The sequence below is a fragment of the Thermococcus sp. genome (assembly GCF_027011145.1).
Lineage (GTDB): Archaea > Methanobacteriota_B > Thermococci > Thermococcales > Thermococcaceae > Thermococcus.
On record NZ_JALVAO010000016.1, the window covers coordinates 37,084 to 52,349 of the forward strand.

The window sequence follows — 15,266 nt, forward strand, 5'->3', positions numbered from 1 at the left end:
TATAACGGTGGTGCTTAAAGTGGCAGAGGATATAGAGGCGAAAATACGTCGTTTGAGGGAGCTCGGGAAGGTAACGGCTGAACCCGAGAGCCCTCCGGTTAAACCACCGACGGCTTCACCGAAGAAGCCACCGCGCAGACCGCGCTCAATCAGTAGTATACGCGAGAGGGAGAGGCGTAAGAGAATTCTAATTGGCGCGTCTATTCTGATCATTATCATTTTGATTATATCTGTTGGTGCTTACTCTTATCTCCAGAGCAGAAGTGCGAATGAGCTAAAGAACCTCCGCAACAAAAAGATTAACGAAGTCAACTATTACTTCTCCCATTATAATTTCTCCAATAAGGAATGTGCCCAAAAGGTAATTCAGATTAGAAGCCTGCTCCTCCAGAAAATTCAGAATGCCAATAGTGTTAGTGAACTCAATTCAATAAACGTTAAGACATACTTTGATAAGGCAGTTCAGGTTTATCAGGAGTGTGTAAAAGAACAGGAAAAATTAGCATATGAAAAGAAGCTGAATCAGACTAAACAGGCCAAGATTCAGGCAATCAAGATGGCATTCCAGCCACTTCTTTCAATGCCCCTTCCTGATAGCCTCCGGGCGAAAGTAATCTCAGCTATGAAGACCTTGGAGGAGAAAGTGCAAAACGCCAAAACCATCGAAGAGGTAAACTCCATAAATCCCGACCCATATCTGCTGTCCCTCTGGAGGGACTACTACCTCTGGAAGATTGACAATCTCCCTGGCAACGATGTCATACTTGAGAAAGATGGAAACAAACAGCTCGTATCTAAGGCCGAAGCCAAGTCAATTCTGAGTACTATAACGAGCTATACAGAGTTGCTACAGTACAAGGTCTACAAGGTTCAGTACGTTGAGATTGCCCTCGTCCTTCCAAGGGACAGAATTGCTGGAGGATTCCTTAAGCCGGGAGATGCTGTTATGTTCTTTGCAAAAAACAATACCAAAGGATCTTATCGTGAAATAGTTAATCAGGGCTATGTAGAACTCGTCCTTCTTCCGACCAATGCGGGCCAGATATCTGTGAGTGAGTCCCAAACACAAACGAGTTCAAGCACATCTTCAGCGTCAACAACTTACAATGAAAACCATGCGTCGACTTACAATCCGGGAGATTTCCAGTACTCCAACGGAACTACAGTTTCAGATACTTACTCTAACTCCCAGACTTCTACACAAAGTTCCTCAGCAAGTTATTCCTACAATGTTAACCTAGCAGAGATTCTTAAAGCGATAGCCGCAGGAAAAATACAAGCTAGTGATGAAGTTAAGCAGGCTCTTCAAAGCTACGGTTGGAAAGTTATGAGCTTAGAACAGTCATCGGATATGTTGGTTCTTCCCCCAAACACTGAGCTCCTTATAATAGTTAAGGTTCCATCAATTTTCGTCCCAGATATACTCCAAAATCAGCAGTATCTCTATGTAGCGAAGATTTCGACGTGAGGTGGTGAAGATGAAAAAAGTCCTTTCCATTCTTTTAATGTTAATTTTATTGGTTTCATTTTCAGCATTCACACTAGCTCAGCAGTATACCCTCCCGGGATCTCTTCCAGGAGGGATTGTCTATAACAACATTGGGCTTAGCGGTGAAATAATGTTGAACATTAATGTTACGCTTGTTAACACTGCCCCTTATCCAAAATATGTTCTAGTCAATCCCCGGTATGATTTTAGGGTTCTTCGAGGAAATGGAAGCGAATACTTCTACAACTACAGGACATCTACCGGGGCTCTTGAGAGAGTCGTATCTAGAGAGCTCCTTTCAAAATCTGTAAACTACTTTGTTGGTTTCTGGCTAGCTCCTTATGAAACCGTTGTTGTAAACTTCAAGATCACTAAGAATTCATCGTATTATGTTCCTCTGCTAGATTTTAAATCAGCATGTGGTGATATAGGCAAACTTACAAGCCTTACCTATGAAAACGGCACTTTGGTAAGTGCTGTTGTTAACAACAACGGTGGGCTTGATAAATTGATATGTGGTTCAATTTATCCGCAACTCATAAACAAACCAATATTCCTCAGCATTCATTCGATGTTTCCCATCTTGGACAAGAATATCCGTGTGATAAAGTATGATGGATTTGTAGACTTTAGAATTACAAATATTCCTAACATGAACAGCACGGATAAGATGTTTCATGTGTTCTTTGCTGTGGTTCAACCAGTTATCTTTCTAAATGGGAAGACCTATGATTACAGGCCAAACTTCACAATGACATATCAGGATTACCTCAAGAAATTCGTGTGGGAATATTCGGGAGTTGGTAGCCCTCAAGTAAAGCCTGTTAATTCAACAACTCCCAAGACAAATCTCTTTAAACTTACCGATAGACTTCTCTCGGGCATCAAAGTTAGTTCTCCACATAGGATTAGTCCGAAATCTTATCATAGTCCCAATTTCCCAGTATGGGTTGTGTTTATGGGAGAGAAGATTGATATAACCTATAGAATTAGCTGGAATAATGACTCTGGGCGGTGAGAGTTCGTGTTTGGAGAGAAAAAGAAAAAAGATGAGGGATTTTCCTGGATAGATGAAATACTTTCGGGAAATGAAGATCCCCTTGAGAAGGTTCTCAAAAAGAAAGAGGAAGAGCCACCGCTTCCCCTATCAACCTCGGGGGGTAGTTTAGAGGAGATACTGGGTAGTGTTTCAAAAGAAGATAATGACCAAAAAACTCAGGAGAGTAGTGTGGACGTCCTAAGTTCAATACTCAGTGAAAAGAATGATATATCTGAGAAAAAGATATCCAAAAAAACTCCAGAGCCTATGCCCTCCGAAACTGGAGCAGATTTGTTAAGCTCTCTACTTGGAAGTGCTTCAAACTCATCTATCTCAAAACCCAAGTCAGACTCTATGCCATCAAAATCTTCCTCAAGCTTGACAGCACTCCCTTCTTCTGAAGCCAAGGAAACTGGTGTTGATTTTCTTAGTGAGATCCTTTCAAAACCTGAGCCCTCGTCATCTACACAATCTCGTTCGTCACTAGGTTTCTCTCCGAATTTGCAGGATATTCTCGGAACGTCTTCACCCGATGAACCTTCTTTCGTTGCTAGAGGCAAAGTTCTTGATGCCTATGGGAATGTTCGTATACTTAAGGTCAAAGGTGAACCTGTCCCAATTTATGAAGTTCGTTTTCCAAAGCTCAGTAAGGAAGAACAACAGCTCTTTAAGCGCATAAAAGAAAGGGCTATAACAGAAATTCAGATAGATCCAACTACAATACCTAACCCTGAGGAGCGCAGGAGAATATTCCTCAATGCTGTAAAAAAGATGATCAAAGAAGAAGCTCCCCATTATTCTGAGGGAAGGATAGAAGTTCTTGCAGACATGATAGTTCAGCAAATGATAGGTTATGGCAAGCTAGACCCACTTGTGAGAGATGACAATTTGGAAGAAATTATGGTTATTGGAACAAACAGACCAGTTTATGTGTGGCATAGACGCTTCAACATGTGTAAAACTAACATTGTTTTCCCTGAGGAAAAAGAAATACTCAATATTATCGAGAGAATAGCTAGAGAGGTTGGAAGGAGAATAGACCAGCAAAGTCCACTCCTTGATGCACGTCTACCTGATGGAAGCCGTGTTAATGCTACAATACCTCCCATTAGTCTTGATGGACCAACAATAACGATACGTAAATTTAAAAAGGATCCATTAACCGTAATTGATCTAATCAAATATGGAACCATAAACTCTGAGATAGCAGCTTTATTTTGGGTGTTTGTTGATGGATTGGGTGTTAAACCCGCCAATGTTTTAGTTGCGGGAGGTACTGGCTCGGGCAAAACAACTACTCTAAACTCTCTAGCAATGTTTATACCGCCGAGTGAGCGTGTTATAAGCATTGAAGATACTGCGGAACTTCAGTTGCCTGTTGAACACTGGATAAGACTCGAAACTAGACCACCAAACCTTGAAGGCAAGGGCGAGGTTACAATGGATGACCTCGTCAAGAACACACTCCGTATGCGTCCCGACAGGATTATCGTCGGTGAGGTTCGTGGACCGGAGGCTAGAACGATGTTTACTGCAATGAACACGGGCCACGATGGATGTATGGGAACAATCCACGCCAACAGTGCTCGTGAGACAATAGTCCGATTAGAAAGTCCTCCTATGAACGTACCTAGAATTATGATACCAGCCTTAGATATAATTATCATGCAGGTTCGTTTCCACAGTAGAAAGAAAGGCACTATAAGACGAGTCACCGAAATAGCAGAGGTATCTGGGATAGAAGGAGAAAGCATACAGCTAAACAAGCTCTATAAGTATGATCCTGCCAAGGACGAGCTCGTTCCAACAGGTGTCCCTAGTAGAACTCTTAACACTCTGGCTCATCATACTGGAATGAGCATGAGAGAAATAGAACTCGAAATTGAAAAGAGGAAATTGATACTCGAATGGATGATTGAAAATGGGATCAGAAGCATAGACAAAGTTGGCTATTACATCAGACAGTTCTATATCGATGAGGAGGGTCTTATGAAAAGAATAGCTGCTGAAAGCAGTATTGAGACCAGTAAACAAATTCAACAACTAATGTGAGGTGTTGCTATGGGTCTTATTGAATTCCTTGAAAAACTCGGTGGCAAAACAATTGAGGTCACAGAAAAGCCCATCAGGCGTGTTCCTAGAGGTAAGTCTATCCAAGAAAGACTTCGAGCCCTTAAGGAACTTCAAAAGGAGGTTGAAGAAGAGAGAATTCAGAGCGAAAGAGAAAAGCTCGTTGAGGAAGTATTAGAGTGGAGAAAAGAGGAGATAAGTAAGCCATTTTCAGATAGACTTGCTGAGGCTATATTGAAATATTTTAGAGGGCCCGTTGAGGCATTAACTAATTCAATTAAAGGTCTTGATCAGGATCTTTACCGGGCGAGTATATTCATGCCCAAGGAAAAATACGTTGCCTACATGCTTGGTGTTGCCATGATATCTGGCTTTTTTGGTTTTGTTTTTGCATACCTGCTTTACATTCCCATAGACACTTCATTGCTCATTGGACTTCTTGCGTTTATTGGAGGATTTTTCTATATGCGTCAGTATCCTAAGATGGTGTGGAAGAGAAGGGTTACCGAAGTAGAGAGAACTCTTCCATATGCACTTCGTCACATGGCATCACTTCTTAGCGCGGGCGTTGGTATAGCAGAAGCCATACTTTCTGTCGCAAAAGCTGATTATGGTGTTCTTTCAGAAGAATTTGAGTTGATCCTTAGAGACATGAGAACAGGTTCATCATTTGAAGACGCACTAACAAAATTTGAAGAAAAAATGGCTTCTGAAAACGTTAGTAGAGTTGTTAAACAAATTTTAAGAGCAGTTAAGTTTGGTGGAAATCTTGCAGAGATACTCTACAAGCTTGCGGAGGATTTCTCCTTTGAATACCGGATGAAACTTGTTGAATATGTTCAAAAGATAAATGGTATATCCTTTATCTACATGTTTATGACCATCGTTATGCCTACTATGTTTGTTGTTGGCGTCCTTGCCGGATCAATAATGGCTCGCCAATTAATATTCAACGTCCAAACCTTGGCTGTCATACTAATCTTTGCTTTCCCCGCACTGTCCCTTATAATAATCAATATGATAAAGAAGGCTGAGCCGAGGTGAGACTATTGGCCCGGAGAGGCGTATCCACAATATTAATTGCAGTGGTTGAGAAGCTTGTTCCTGAAAAATATCTGAAGAGATATGAACTTTATATCTATTCGGCCGGGATAAACTTTCTAGCTGCTGAATATATAGTGATATCTCTCTTGGTTGGAATTATATTAAGTCTTATTGTTTCATTGATAGTAAATGGTTTTTATGGCTTTGTTGCTTTCCTTGTCAGCTTTATAGGAATGGCTTTTGTTTATCCTTACTGGAGAACAATTAGAAAGATTGAAGACATGGAACGAAACTTGCCAGATGCCTTCTTCTACTTAGCCAGCTCTTTAAGAGCGGGTATCTCTTTTTCAGAGGCACTGGAAGAACTCACCACTGCTAAATTTGGTGCCCTTACTGAAGAGTTCAAGAAAACAGTTGCAGAGATAAAAAAAGGCCGTTCAACAGTTGATGCTCTTAGAGCCTTTGCGATACGAAACAGAAAATCACAGGTAATCTACCGCTCAATGATGATTATCATCGAGGCCCTTGAAAGAGGTGCGCCAATGAGTGATGTCTTGGTCTTTGTTGGTAATGACGTTCGTGAAATCCTGAGAATAAAGCAGGAAAGGAAAGCTTCTACAGGAATGCAGGCTATGTTCTTTATAGTGACAAGTGGCTTTGTTGGTCCCCTTATTCTTGGGATTGTATCCAAGGTAATGACGTCAATGGCAGGTGCTGGGACGGGAGTGAATATCCCTGTCCAGTCAATAATGAACATACTATTTCTTTTTGTTATAGTTCAAGCCTTCGTGTCGGGACTTGGAATAGGTGTAATAAGAGAAGGAAGCTACAGCTCCGGTCTGAAGTATGCTGCTCTACTTATTGCTATGGGCTCAGTTATCTTCAAGGGTGCTACCCTCATCAACATCGGCTTCTGACTTCTTTACCTCTATTACCTCGACTTCAAAAATCAGCGTTTTTCCTGCCAGCGGGTGGTTGAAATCGAGAGACACCAGGTTTTCTTTAACTTCAAGAATCTTCGCTATTCCCGAGTCAGTCATGACGTAGAGCCCCTCCTGCGGTTCGAGGCCGGCCTTGGTGAACTCCTCGACGGGAACCTTTATGACGAGTTCCGGGTTCGGCATGCCGTAGGCCTTCTCCGGAGGAACCGTGACGGTTTTCCTTTCACCGGGTTCCATTCCTATTAGGGCCTCGTCCAGGCCCGGAATTATCTCGCCGACGCCAATTCTGGCCCACATAGGGCCGTACTCCCTCTCTTCGACGTAAATACCGTGTTCCTTGGCGAGCTCTTCAATGCTCGTGTCAAAAACCTCGCCGTTCTCGAACCTTCCGATGTAGTTGAAAAGAACGTAATCTCCAGCTTCAACCTTCATTTCCTTCAACTCCAAAATTGCTTCACTGGAGACTTACTCCGTCCCTTTATAACTCTTTGGTCTGCGTGTTCCGTGTCCTGTCCAGTCTTTGAATCCTCCCGAAGGAGACAAAAAGGAACGATAAGTTTCACGAGTTCATTCCTCTGGGAGGATGTAATAGACGTAGTGGGGCCTGTTGGTCACATCGTCAATGAAAATTACTGTTCCGTTCCTTGGGGGCTTCAGATAGTGGACTTCTCCCTTCCTTGTTGTTACCGCCGCGAAGGCGTCTCCGGTTCTAACTCGGTTTCCAACGTTCGCTATCAGGGTTTTTGTAAAGCCCTCCACTGGGAGGAGCATCAGCTCATCGTCTCTTTTGAGGTAAATCCTCGTCCTTCCATCAGGGAGAACCAGTATCGCATCGGCGTTCATTCTATTGGTTGTCCTGTCAACGTAAAGGTAAAAGCGGTCGTAAATCTCTTTTATCAGGAACCTTGCGTTTTCACTGATGAAACCCGGCAGTTTATCGCCTTTTCTGAGCCAAACTTCTACGTTGCCATCTATTATTACACAGTCCCTCGTTATTTTTCCGTTTTCAACGCATTCCTCCTTTCTTCCCTCCACGTAGAGCCTGGGAAGTTTTTCCATGTTCTCACCTGTGTTTTTCCTTGTCCGTAAACCTTTTAAACTTCTCCTATTACTAAGCCCCGTGGCTTAAAATGTCCCTTAGAGCCAAGTTTATTGTGTTGCTGATAATAACGGTAATTTTGATGTCTTTTCTAATGAACAGTTATTCCTTCTCAGCTCCGCACAAGAAGAACCCTATAGCTCTCGATTTTTTGACAATCATAGTATTTGTTGGTGTTTTTGTTGGCCTGTTAATTTTTATAGTTCTAGCTCTCTATGTAAAGGATATACCTGGAGCAGAAAGTAGAGTTAATCTTAAACTTGGAGATGCAGTGTCAATTAGAGATATTGCTCTATTTTTGTTTTACAACTCCCTCCTAAGTACGTCCTGGGTTATTATGATGATGAGGATAACAGCAAGTATTAGAAACAATAACAATGTTACCAATGTCTCAATTTACAGAGGTAACAACACAACGCTTTTAAATAATTCAAATAATTCCTCTGTTGTTCCCCCTGTGAGACCTCTTATTGAAGGGGGAGGAAATGGTAATTATACGACAAAATTTTTAAACAATCCAATTGCAACGCACCTGTGGCTAGTTTTTCTTTTACCGATTTTCCTTGGACTGGTTTATCTTGGCTATTATTACTATCGTCTTGGTCAAGAAGAACTTAAAAGAAAGAGAAAAATTGAGAAGGCAATTGAATTCGATAGGAAGCTGAACGAGTTCGGCCTTGAAAGGTTCTCAAACCCAAGGGAGGCTATAGTTGAGATATACAAGAACGCCGTCCTATGGTTAGAAGGCCTTGGAATTCCTTATAGGGAGAGCTGGACTCACTGGGAGCATGCAGAGCACGTTAAATACATGCACGAGGCCTTTGTTGAATTGGCGAAGCTCTTCGAGAAGGCAAAATACGCCCCCGAAAGAATTGAGTGGAGAGATGCTGAGAAAGCTCTTGAGATTTATAACAGACTGAGGGGGAAAGCCCGTGAGATTGCCAAAATGGATTGAAACGTTCAAGGGCAGGCTAATGGTTGCTGGGTTCTTAATTTTTCTCTCAGTCGTTCCTGGAGAGTACTACATCAGGTGGATTGCAGTATTCAGTTTGGCAGTGTTCCTTGGAATTGTACTATTAAACGAGGATGTTCACATTCAACAAGCTAGAATGAGGAATAATCCTGCTACTAATCCTCTTAAACCTGATTTTGAGAGAGCTTTAGTAATTGTTAAACGAGCTCAAAAGGGCACGAGAAAGCTTGCCGAGGAAGAGCTCCTCGAGATACTCTATACTCTCTACGATGGAAAATACAGCTATCAAGAGTTACGTTCAAATCCTCCCCCTGCTTTGAAGGCTTTTTACTCTTCCCCCGATCCCTACGAGGGCCTAAAGCAGGCCCTAAAAATTTTGGAGGCTGAGCTAAATGAAGATTGAAGATGTCCACGAAAAGTCAAACCTCGTTCTCAACGAAGTCGGTAAGGCTATAGTGGGAAAGAGAAACGTACTGAGAATGATACTCACAACGATTCTAGCCGATGGCCACATCCTTATTGAAGACTTGCCGGGACTCGCCAAGACCTTGATGGCCAAGAGCTTTGCCAAAGCCCTTGGTCTCGAGTTCAAGCGTGTCCAGTTCACCTCCGACTTGCTTCCCAGTGACATACTTGGCGTCTCAGTCTTCAACCAGAAAACGCTGGAGTTCGAGTTCAGAAAGGGGCCCGTCTTCACCAATATCCTTCTCGCGGATGAGATAAACCGCTCTCCGCCGAAGACCCAGTCGGCTTTACTGGAAGCGATGCAGGAACGGCAGGTTACCGTTGAGGGAAAAACCTACGAACTTCCCAAGCCCTTTGTGGTCATAGCGACCCAGAACCCCATAGAGCAGGAGGGAACCTATCCCCTGCCAGAGGCCCAGCTGGACAGGTTCCTCGTCAGGTTGCGCGTTGGCTATCCGACGTTTGAGGAGGAAAAGGAAATCCTCAGGAGGAGAATCGAGCGCAGAAAGGACGAGGCCGACGTGAGGCCCGTCGTCACTCCTGAGGAACTCATAGAGATGCAAAAAGCAATTGAGGACGTCTACATAAGCGAGCCCATACTCGATTACATCGTCAGCATCGTGGACATTACAAGAAAAGACAAGAGGAGCGTTGAGATAGGAGCCTCTCCAAGGGGTAGCCTCGCCTTGCTGAAGCTGTCCAGGGCCTACGCGGCTATAGAGGGCAGGGACTACGTGATTCCCGACGATGTGAAGGCCGTAGCCGTTCCGGCGCTGAGCCACAGGCTAATCCTCAAGCGCGAGCTCTGGTACACGAGGGTTTCCCAGGAGAGCGTCATGGAAAAGCTACTCGAGAAGGTTCCCGTTCCCAAGTTCGAGTGAGGGGTGAGTATGAGAATTTTCGGCTTTGGAGGATTTCAGTACCAGCCTTCGATCGTTCTGCTAGAAAAGCACGTGGAACAGGAGGTTTCCCCGACATCAAAGCTGGCCCTCTATTTAGTGGCCCTCTGGGTTATTCCGACCTTTTCGTTTCTCCTTCTCCGGTGGAATCTGGTCTACCTTGTCCTACCCTATCTGACGCTCCTGTCAGTCTCGTATCTCTTCTTCAAACCAAAGGGAAAAGTTGAAATCTGGCGTGTCGTTAGTCACAACCGCTTCCTTGAGGGGCAGGAGGTTGAAGTAGAGGTCCACGTGAAAACGGACTTTCGTGTCGATTACCTCCACGTTCACGATCTTGTGCCGGGACTTGAGGTGATTGGAAGTCCAGAGAAGGTCTTTTCCTTAAGACCTTGTGAAGAGGGCGTTTTTAAATACAAGGTTAAAGTTAAACGTGGAATCCATAAGTTTGAGGGTTTTAATGTTTCCTATCGCGATCCCCTTGGCTTCTTCTCGTCAGATAGATTTGTTGACCACTTTACCGAAATAGTAGGCGTTCCAGTTCTGTATGAAGTTCAAACACCGTACTCAACCAAGGGAACCAAGATAACGATAGGCCCACTTCCTTCCCCTCTCACCGGCGGTGGCATCGAGTTTCATGCTATCAGGGAGTATCAGCCTGGCGATCCTCTTAAAGTCATAAACTGGAAGGCCACCGCGAGAACGGGGAAGATAATGGCCAACGAATTCGAAAGTGAGAGGAAAGTTGACGTAGTTTTTGTCGTCGATGCCTCGAGAATGAACGAACCCGTTTTTGACCACCTAATCAGGGCCACAGCTTCGCTTATGCTTAATGCCCTGAACGATGGAACGAGCTTTGGACTCCTCTTAGCTGAGAGAGTTCCGCTGTGGGTTCGCGTTGACTATGGCAAGAGGCACTTCTTCAAATGCATTGATTTCCTGAGCACCGCGAGGCCCGACAACAACAACTTCATCGCCTACCAGGTGGAACATCTTGTTAAGACTTCCCTTCCCCCGAGGGCCCAGATTGTTTACCTATCTCCTCTCCTGACAGAGGAGAGCAGAAACGCTCTAAAAACCCTTGCCCGCTATGGCTACAGCGTTGTTGTCATAAGTCCGAACCCAAACAGCGTCTATGAGCCTAAAACCGAGGAGGAAAGAATAGCTATGGAACTCGTTCAGCTAAAGAGAAAGGTCATGCTCAGGAACCTTGCAGGCTACGGGATTATAATAGACTGGGACGTTAAGAAGCCCCTGAAGGTGGCAATAGCGGAGGTGCTCCGTAAATGATAGGGAAGTTTTTTAGGAATGTTTTTACTACTGGACTTTTTGTTCTCTTTGTTCTTTTCACTTATCTCGACTTTGGGATTAGTCCAGAAACTATGATTGTGTTAATTTTTAGCCTATTAACGCCTCTGTGGGAACTGGCGGGTTATTTTGCCCTAATGGCTCTCGGATTCTTTTTGGTCTACCGTTCAATAGGTGGGTTCGTTGGGCTCTTCACTTTGATCTTTGGTATACAGTACGTGGAATCAGTCTATCTAACCTTAAGGAACGCTCCTCCTGAGCATTACTACGTCCTCTTCGCCGGAACGCTCCTGGCCATCCCGGTTTACTACTTCGCCTACCTGCTGTCCCTCTACGTGCCAAGCCTTGTCAACACCGCAGTTGCCTCGGTGTTTATAGTCCTTCTCTACGTTCTGTTCTACATAATAGTTAGACGCTGATGCTCCAGCTCCCCTTCTTTTTCAAAACCTCCCTGGCCCGGGTAAGGCCGAGCTTGACGCAGTCATCGAGCCTTTTTCCCTTAACGAGCCCCGCCAAAAAACCGCCGGCAAAGGCGTCCCCGGCACCGGTTGGGTCTATTTCGCCCTCAACGGGCAGTGCTGGAAACTCATGGAAGTCACCGTCGTAAACCAGAATCCCCTTCTCGCCCCGCGTTATAACAACAAGGTCGGCTCCCCAGGAGTACAGCTTCTCGGCCGATTTCTTGACCTCGTTAAGGCCCGTTATCAGCTTTGCCTCCCTCTCGTTCGGAAAGATTATCTCGCTCCTTGAAACCAGCTCCCGCATCAGCGCGGGTTTTCTTCTGTAGTCGTCGTAATATGTCGGGTTAAAATCGAGACTTACCCGTTTTCCTTCCAGCCTTTTCATGGCCTTCAACTGCTCTTCCGGTGGAATCGGCGCTATATGAAAGAGCTCTGCCCCCATGTACTCCTCAGGAATCGGTGTTTCGCCCATATTCTCGGCGACACCAATCTCGACCGGCGACTCAACGCTTCCATCTTCCCTGTAAATCACCCAGATGTGGATGGTCTTTCCCGGGAGAACCTGAACGCCCCTGATGTCAACGTATTGGGAGAGTTTTTCCAGCCATTCCCTCGGGAAATCCTCACCGATTTTAGTTACCAGGCCAACCTTCGCCCCTGCCAGGGAGGCCGAGGTGGCGACTGCCGCGGCCGCTCCGCCGGGCATGTCTACCCTTCTTCCGTCTGGAAACACTATCGTGTCTATGGAGACGTGACCGAGGACAACAAGCTCGACCATTCTACAACCCCTCCCTTAACTGGGGCCTTATGTTCTTTTGAGTTTTAAGTTAAGTGGTCGTGGTTTAAGCAGTTGTAACCGGTTACCTCTCCTCAAATTCGATTGTTTTGGAACTTTTTGTCCAGTTTATGTGTTGTATATTGACGAAAGGTTTTTGTATACGTAGTAATTGTTTGCATATGGCAACAGATAGATTTCCCTAACTGAAGGTGGTGAGAATGCCAAAGCCTGTGGGCTACGTTTTTGTATTCCTCCTATTTGTTTCCTTGGTTTCAGCAGTTTACTCCGTCAACGCCCCGGGTGTGGTGTATGAGGTTAAATACTCGGTCATCTCAAACGGAACCGTCGCGTTGATTCCCCTGTCCGTTTATCAGTACGACTTCCTCTACTATCCAAACGATTCACTGGCAAAGTTCGGAAAGTGGCACTATCTTCTATACTACAACGGTTCTCGCCTCTACCTCCTGAACTTTACCTATCTCCTGGCCCGCTCTCCCGGAGTTGCCTTCGTAAACGGAAGCTGGTATCTCAACGTCACAACTTACACATACTCGGGCACGGATAGCGCTGTCTACCGGCTGGACCCGGAGAATTTCTCCGTTGTTCCCGTAAAAACGAGTTGGTTCAAACTCTTGGAAGAAAACCATGTTGTTAGCGAGCTCAACGGCTGGAGGATAGTCGTTCCAAAGGACTTTGGCCCGCTAAACTCAAGCATCCCAACAGTTGACGTTGCAATTGCCAATACAGAGGAAAACGCTCGGCTCTACCATGGCAGGGTTGTCTTGGCAAATTCTTCGGAGTTTCCCCTTTACTTCCTCCTCATGCGGGAAAACGAAATCCGGAACGTCACGCTCCTCTACGTTAACACAACCCCCACCTCGTGGACTGAATACGGCTCAAGGCTGGTGACGGGGCTGGCGGGCTTCTGGTTCCCGGATAATGTCAGAATAGTTAACGTTGGCCCGGTCGCTAACGCATCCTCAGTTCCGCCGTGGGAGGTAGAGGTTATCAATGCCCGCTACTCCGTTGTTTCGAGCGGTAGGGATGCCATAATCCACCTTTTTTTGGCTACGTTCGTCCCCTACTGCCCCCCGCTCCTCGTTGCCGGTGGTTTCGACTGCAGTAATCAGACCATGCTGACGTTGCTCGAGGGGTACGAGTATCTCTTTTACTACAACGGCTCCCACCTCTACCTTCTCAACCTAACGGGGGCCATCCCCACTCAGGAGGTGTCCCTCGAGGACTACAACGGTGCGGTCTTTGTCAACGGAAGCTGGTATCTTAACGTCACGGTTTTCAACTGGAGCACGCATGAATACGAGGACAAAATCTATCTGTTCGACCCGAGGGAGTTCTGCATTGAACCCGTCAACGTCAGCTGGTCCGGGCTCATGAAGAAAGCGAAGAACGCCGATTCGATAAACGGGTGGCGGATTGTAACGCATTACGAGAGGCAATCTGAGAAGTGGGAGCCGGCAGACGTTTACGGGGTCTGCGCATCCCCCTTTGAGGATGCCAAGCGGTTGGATTACCCCTGTGCAAGCCTGATAATCAAAAAATCTGGGGTCATTCCGGTTCAAATCACGCTTAAATGAGGTTCATACGCAAAGAACATAACTCTGCCCTACCTTGAGATGAACTCGACGGGCACATACTACAGGCTCTCAAAAAGCGCCGTGCCCGTTAACGTGACCCTCTGTGAGAAGAAGGGTGCCTCCAAAACGCCGGCTCGTCTCGAAGAAAACAAGAACGGTGGGGAGAAAAAGACCCGCGGAATTTGCGGACCTGGGTTCGTGGCTCTGCTCGCGGTTCTTGCGTCGCTTATGAAAGGGCGCTCATCCGATGACTGAATTCTTTCCAATTAAGAACGTAGTAAAAAGTTTCCGAACCCTCGTTCAGATGCTCATCGAAAAGGTTTAAAAGTTAGGCTCCCAGAATTCAGGTGGTGATTAGCATGGAGCAGGTTTTCCAGAACGAGACCGTAAAGCAGATTCTTGAAAAGTATAAGAGGATATGGGCCATCGGTCACGCCCAGAGCGTTCTCGGCTGGGACATGGAAGTTAACATGCCCAAGGAGGGAATCCTTGAGAGGAGTGTGGCCCAGGGCGAGTTAAGCGTTCTGAGCCAGGAGTTCCTCCTCAAGCCGGAGTTTGTGGAGCTCGTTGAGAAGGCTAAGGGCATGGAGCTCAACGAGTACGAGCGTGGCGTTGTGAGGGTTCTCGACAGGCAAATAAGGATAAGCAGGGCCTTCCCGCCCGAGTTCCTCAGGGAGATGAGCGAGGTAACGAGCCAGGCAACAAAGGCATGGGAGGAGGCAAAGAAGAGCAACGACTACTCCAAGTTTGAGCCGTGGCTCGACAGAATCATAGACCTTGCGAAGCGCGCCGCCGAGTACCTCGGCTATGAGGACGAGCCCTACGATGCCCTGCTCGACCTATTCGAGGAGGGACTAACCACCAAAGAAGTCGAGAGGATGTTCGACAAGCTGGAGAAGGAGCTCAAGCCCCTCCTTGAGAAGATAATGGAGGAGGGCAAAGTTCCAAGGGAGCACCCTCTTGAGAAGGAGAAGTATGAGAAGGAGCAGATGGAGCGCGTTAACATCTGGATTCTCAAGAAGTTCGGCTTCCCGCTTGGCGTTCGCTCAAGGCTCGACGTCTCGGCTCACCCGTTCACGACCGAGTTCGGCATAAGGGACGTCAGGAT

At 45.9% G+C, this 15,266-nt stretch carries 15 protein-coding genes and 1 pseudogene; 13 read left to right on the plus strand and 3 right to left on the minus strand.

Going from position 1 to position 15,266, the window contains the following annotated elements; translation table 11 throughout:
- Nucleotides 1-19: 19 nt before the first annotated feature.
- Genes MVG27_RS01875 through MVG27_RS01895 form a run of 5 tightly spaced genes read left to right on the plus strand, consistent with a single transcriptional unit; the run spans nt 20 to nt 6,559 of the window.
- The gene (locus tag MVG27_RS01875) at nt 20-1,468 is read left to right on the plus strand and encodes a DUF515 domain-containing protein (protein WP_297551041.1); all 1,449 of its coding nucleotides are present in this window, start codon (nt 20-22) and stop codon (nt 1,466-1,468) included.
- A 4-nt stretch (nt 1,469-1,472) separates the two neighbouring features.
- Nucleotides 1,473-2,507 (plus strand): hypothetical protein, encoded by a 1,035-nt coding sequence (locus MVG27_RS01880; protein ID WP_297551039.1) that lies wholly within the window; start codon nt 1,473-1,475, stop codon nt 2,505-2,507.
- Between the two features lie 6 nt (nt 2,508-2,513).
- Nucleotides 2,514-4,580, plus strand: a complete 2,067-nt coding sequence (locus MVG27_RS01885) for a CpaF family protein (protein WP_297551037.1) — start codon at nt 2,514-2,516, stop codon at nt 4,578-4,580.
- A 9-nt stretch (nt 4,581-4,589) separates the two neighbouring features.
- Nucleotides 4,590-5,642, plus strand: coding sequence for a type II secretion system F family protein (locus MVG27_RS01890; protein ID WP_297551034.1), 1,053 nt, complete (start codon nt 4,590-4,592; stop codon nt 5,640-5,642).
- Entirely contained in the window at nt 5,639-6,559 is a 921-nt protein-coding gene (locus MVG27_RS01895) for a type II secretion system F family protein (protein WP_297551032.1), read from the plus strand. Before MVG27_RS01890 ends, MVG27_RS01895 begins: the two co-directional genes overlap by 4 nt.
- Here MVG27_RS01895 and MVG27_RS01900 read toward each other — a convergent pair.
- On the minus strand, nt 6,515-7,015 hold the full coding sequence (locus MVG27_RS01900; protein ID WP_297556028.1) for a peptidylprolyl isomerase: 501 nt from the start codon (nt 7,013-7,015) through the stop codon (nt 6,515-6,517). The two genes, MVG27_RS01895 and MVG27_RS01900, sit on opposite strands and share 45 nt — an antisense overlap.
- A gap of 135 nt (nt 7,016-7,150) precedes the next feature.
- The gene (locus MVG27_RS01905) at nt 7,151-7,642 is read right to left on the minus strand and encodes a DUF2118 domain-containing protein (protein ID WP_297551028.1); all 492 of its coding nucleotides are present in this window, start codon (nt 7,640-7,642) and stop codon (nt 7,151-7,153) included.
- A 95-nt stretch (nt 7,643-7,737) separates the two neighbouring features.
- Between MVG27_RS01905 and MVG27_RS01910 the strand changes: the two genes are divergently transcribed.
- The 5 genes from MVG27_RS01910 to MVG27_RS01930 are packed head-to-tail and all read left to right on the plus strand — an operon-like array spanning nt 7,738 to nt 11,743.
- The gene (locus MVG27_RS01910; protein ID WP_297551026.1) at nt 7,738-8,637 is read left to right on the plus strand and encodes a DUF4129 domain-containing protein; all 900 of its coding nucleotides are present in this window, start codon (nt 7,738-7,740) and stop codon (nt 8,635-8,637) included.
- Nucleotides 8,615-9,058 carry a hypothetical protein gene (locus MVG27_RS01915; protein ID WP_297556030.1) on the plus strand — a complete coding sequence of 148 codons (444 nt, stop codon included), beginning with the start codon at nt 8,615-8,617 and terminating at the stop codon, nt 9,056-9,058. Before MVG27_RS01910 ends, MVG27_RS01915 begins: the two co-directional genes overlap by 23 nt.
- Nucleotides 9,048-10,001 carry a MoxR family ATPase gene (locus MVG27_RS01920; protein WP_297551022.1) on the plus strand — a complete coding sequence of 318 codons (954 nt, stop codon included), beginning with the start codon at nt 9,048-9,050 and terminating at the stop codon, nt 9,999-10,001. Before MVG27_RS01915 ends, MVG27_RS01920 begins: the two co-directional genes overlap by 11 nt.
- Nucleotides 10,002-10,010: 9 nt before the next feature.
- The gene (locus MVG27_RS01925) at nt 10,011-11,306 is read left to right on the plus strand and encodes a DUF58 domain-containing protein (RefSeq protein ID WP_297551020.1); all 1,296 of its coding nucleotides are present in this window, start codon (nt 10,011-10,013) and stop codon (nt 11,304-11,306) included.
- The gene (locus MVG27_RS01930) at nt 11,303-11,743 is read left to right on the plus strand and encodes a hypothetical protein (RefSeq protein ID WP_297551018.1); all 441 of its coding nucleotides are present in this window, start codon (nt 11,303-11,305) and stop codon (nt 11,741-11,743) included. Before MVG27_RS01925 ends, MVG27_RS01930 begins: the two co-directional genes overlap by 4 nt.
- Here MVG27_RS01930 and MVG27_RS01935 read toward each other — a convergent pair.
- On the minus strand, nt 11,733-12,563 hold the full coding sequence (locus MVG27_RS01935; RefSeq protein WP_297551016.1) for a carbohydrate kinase family protein: 831 nt from the start codon (nt 12,561-12,563) through the stop codon (nt 11,733-11,735). The two genes, MVG27_RS01930 and MVG27_RS01935, sit on opposite strands and share 11 nt — an antisense overlap.
- Nucleotides 12,564-12,781: 218 nt before the next feature.
- On the opposite strand from MVG27_RS01935, the gene MVG27_RS01940 reads away from it, so the two are divergent.
- The 3 genes and pseudogenes from MVG27_RS01940 to MVG27_RS01950 form a co-directional block, all read left to right on the plus strand.
- Entirely contained in the window at nt 12,782-14,158 is a 1,377-nt protein-coding gene (locus MVG27_RS01940; protein ID WP_297551014.1) for a hypothetical protein, read from the plus strand.
- 39 nt (nt 14,159-14,197) lie between these two features.
- Nucleotides 14,198-14,413: a hypothetical protein gene (locus tag MVG27_RS01945; protein WP_297551012.1), complete on the plus strand. Its 216-nt coding sequence runs from the start codon at nt 14,198-14,200 to the stop codon at nt 14,411-14,413.
- A gap of 104 nt (nt 14,414-14,517) precedes the next feature.
- Nucleotides 14,518-15,266 (plus strand): annotated as a pseudogene (locus tag MVG27_RS01950) (carboxypeptidase M32); the annotation flags it as partial.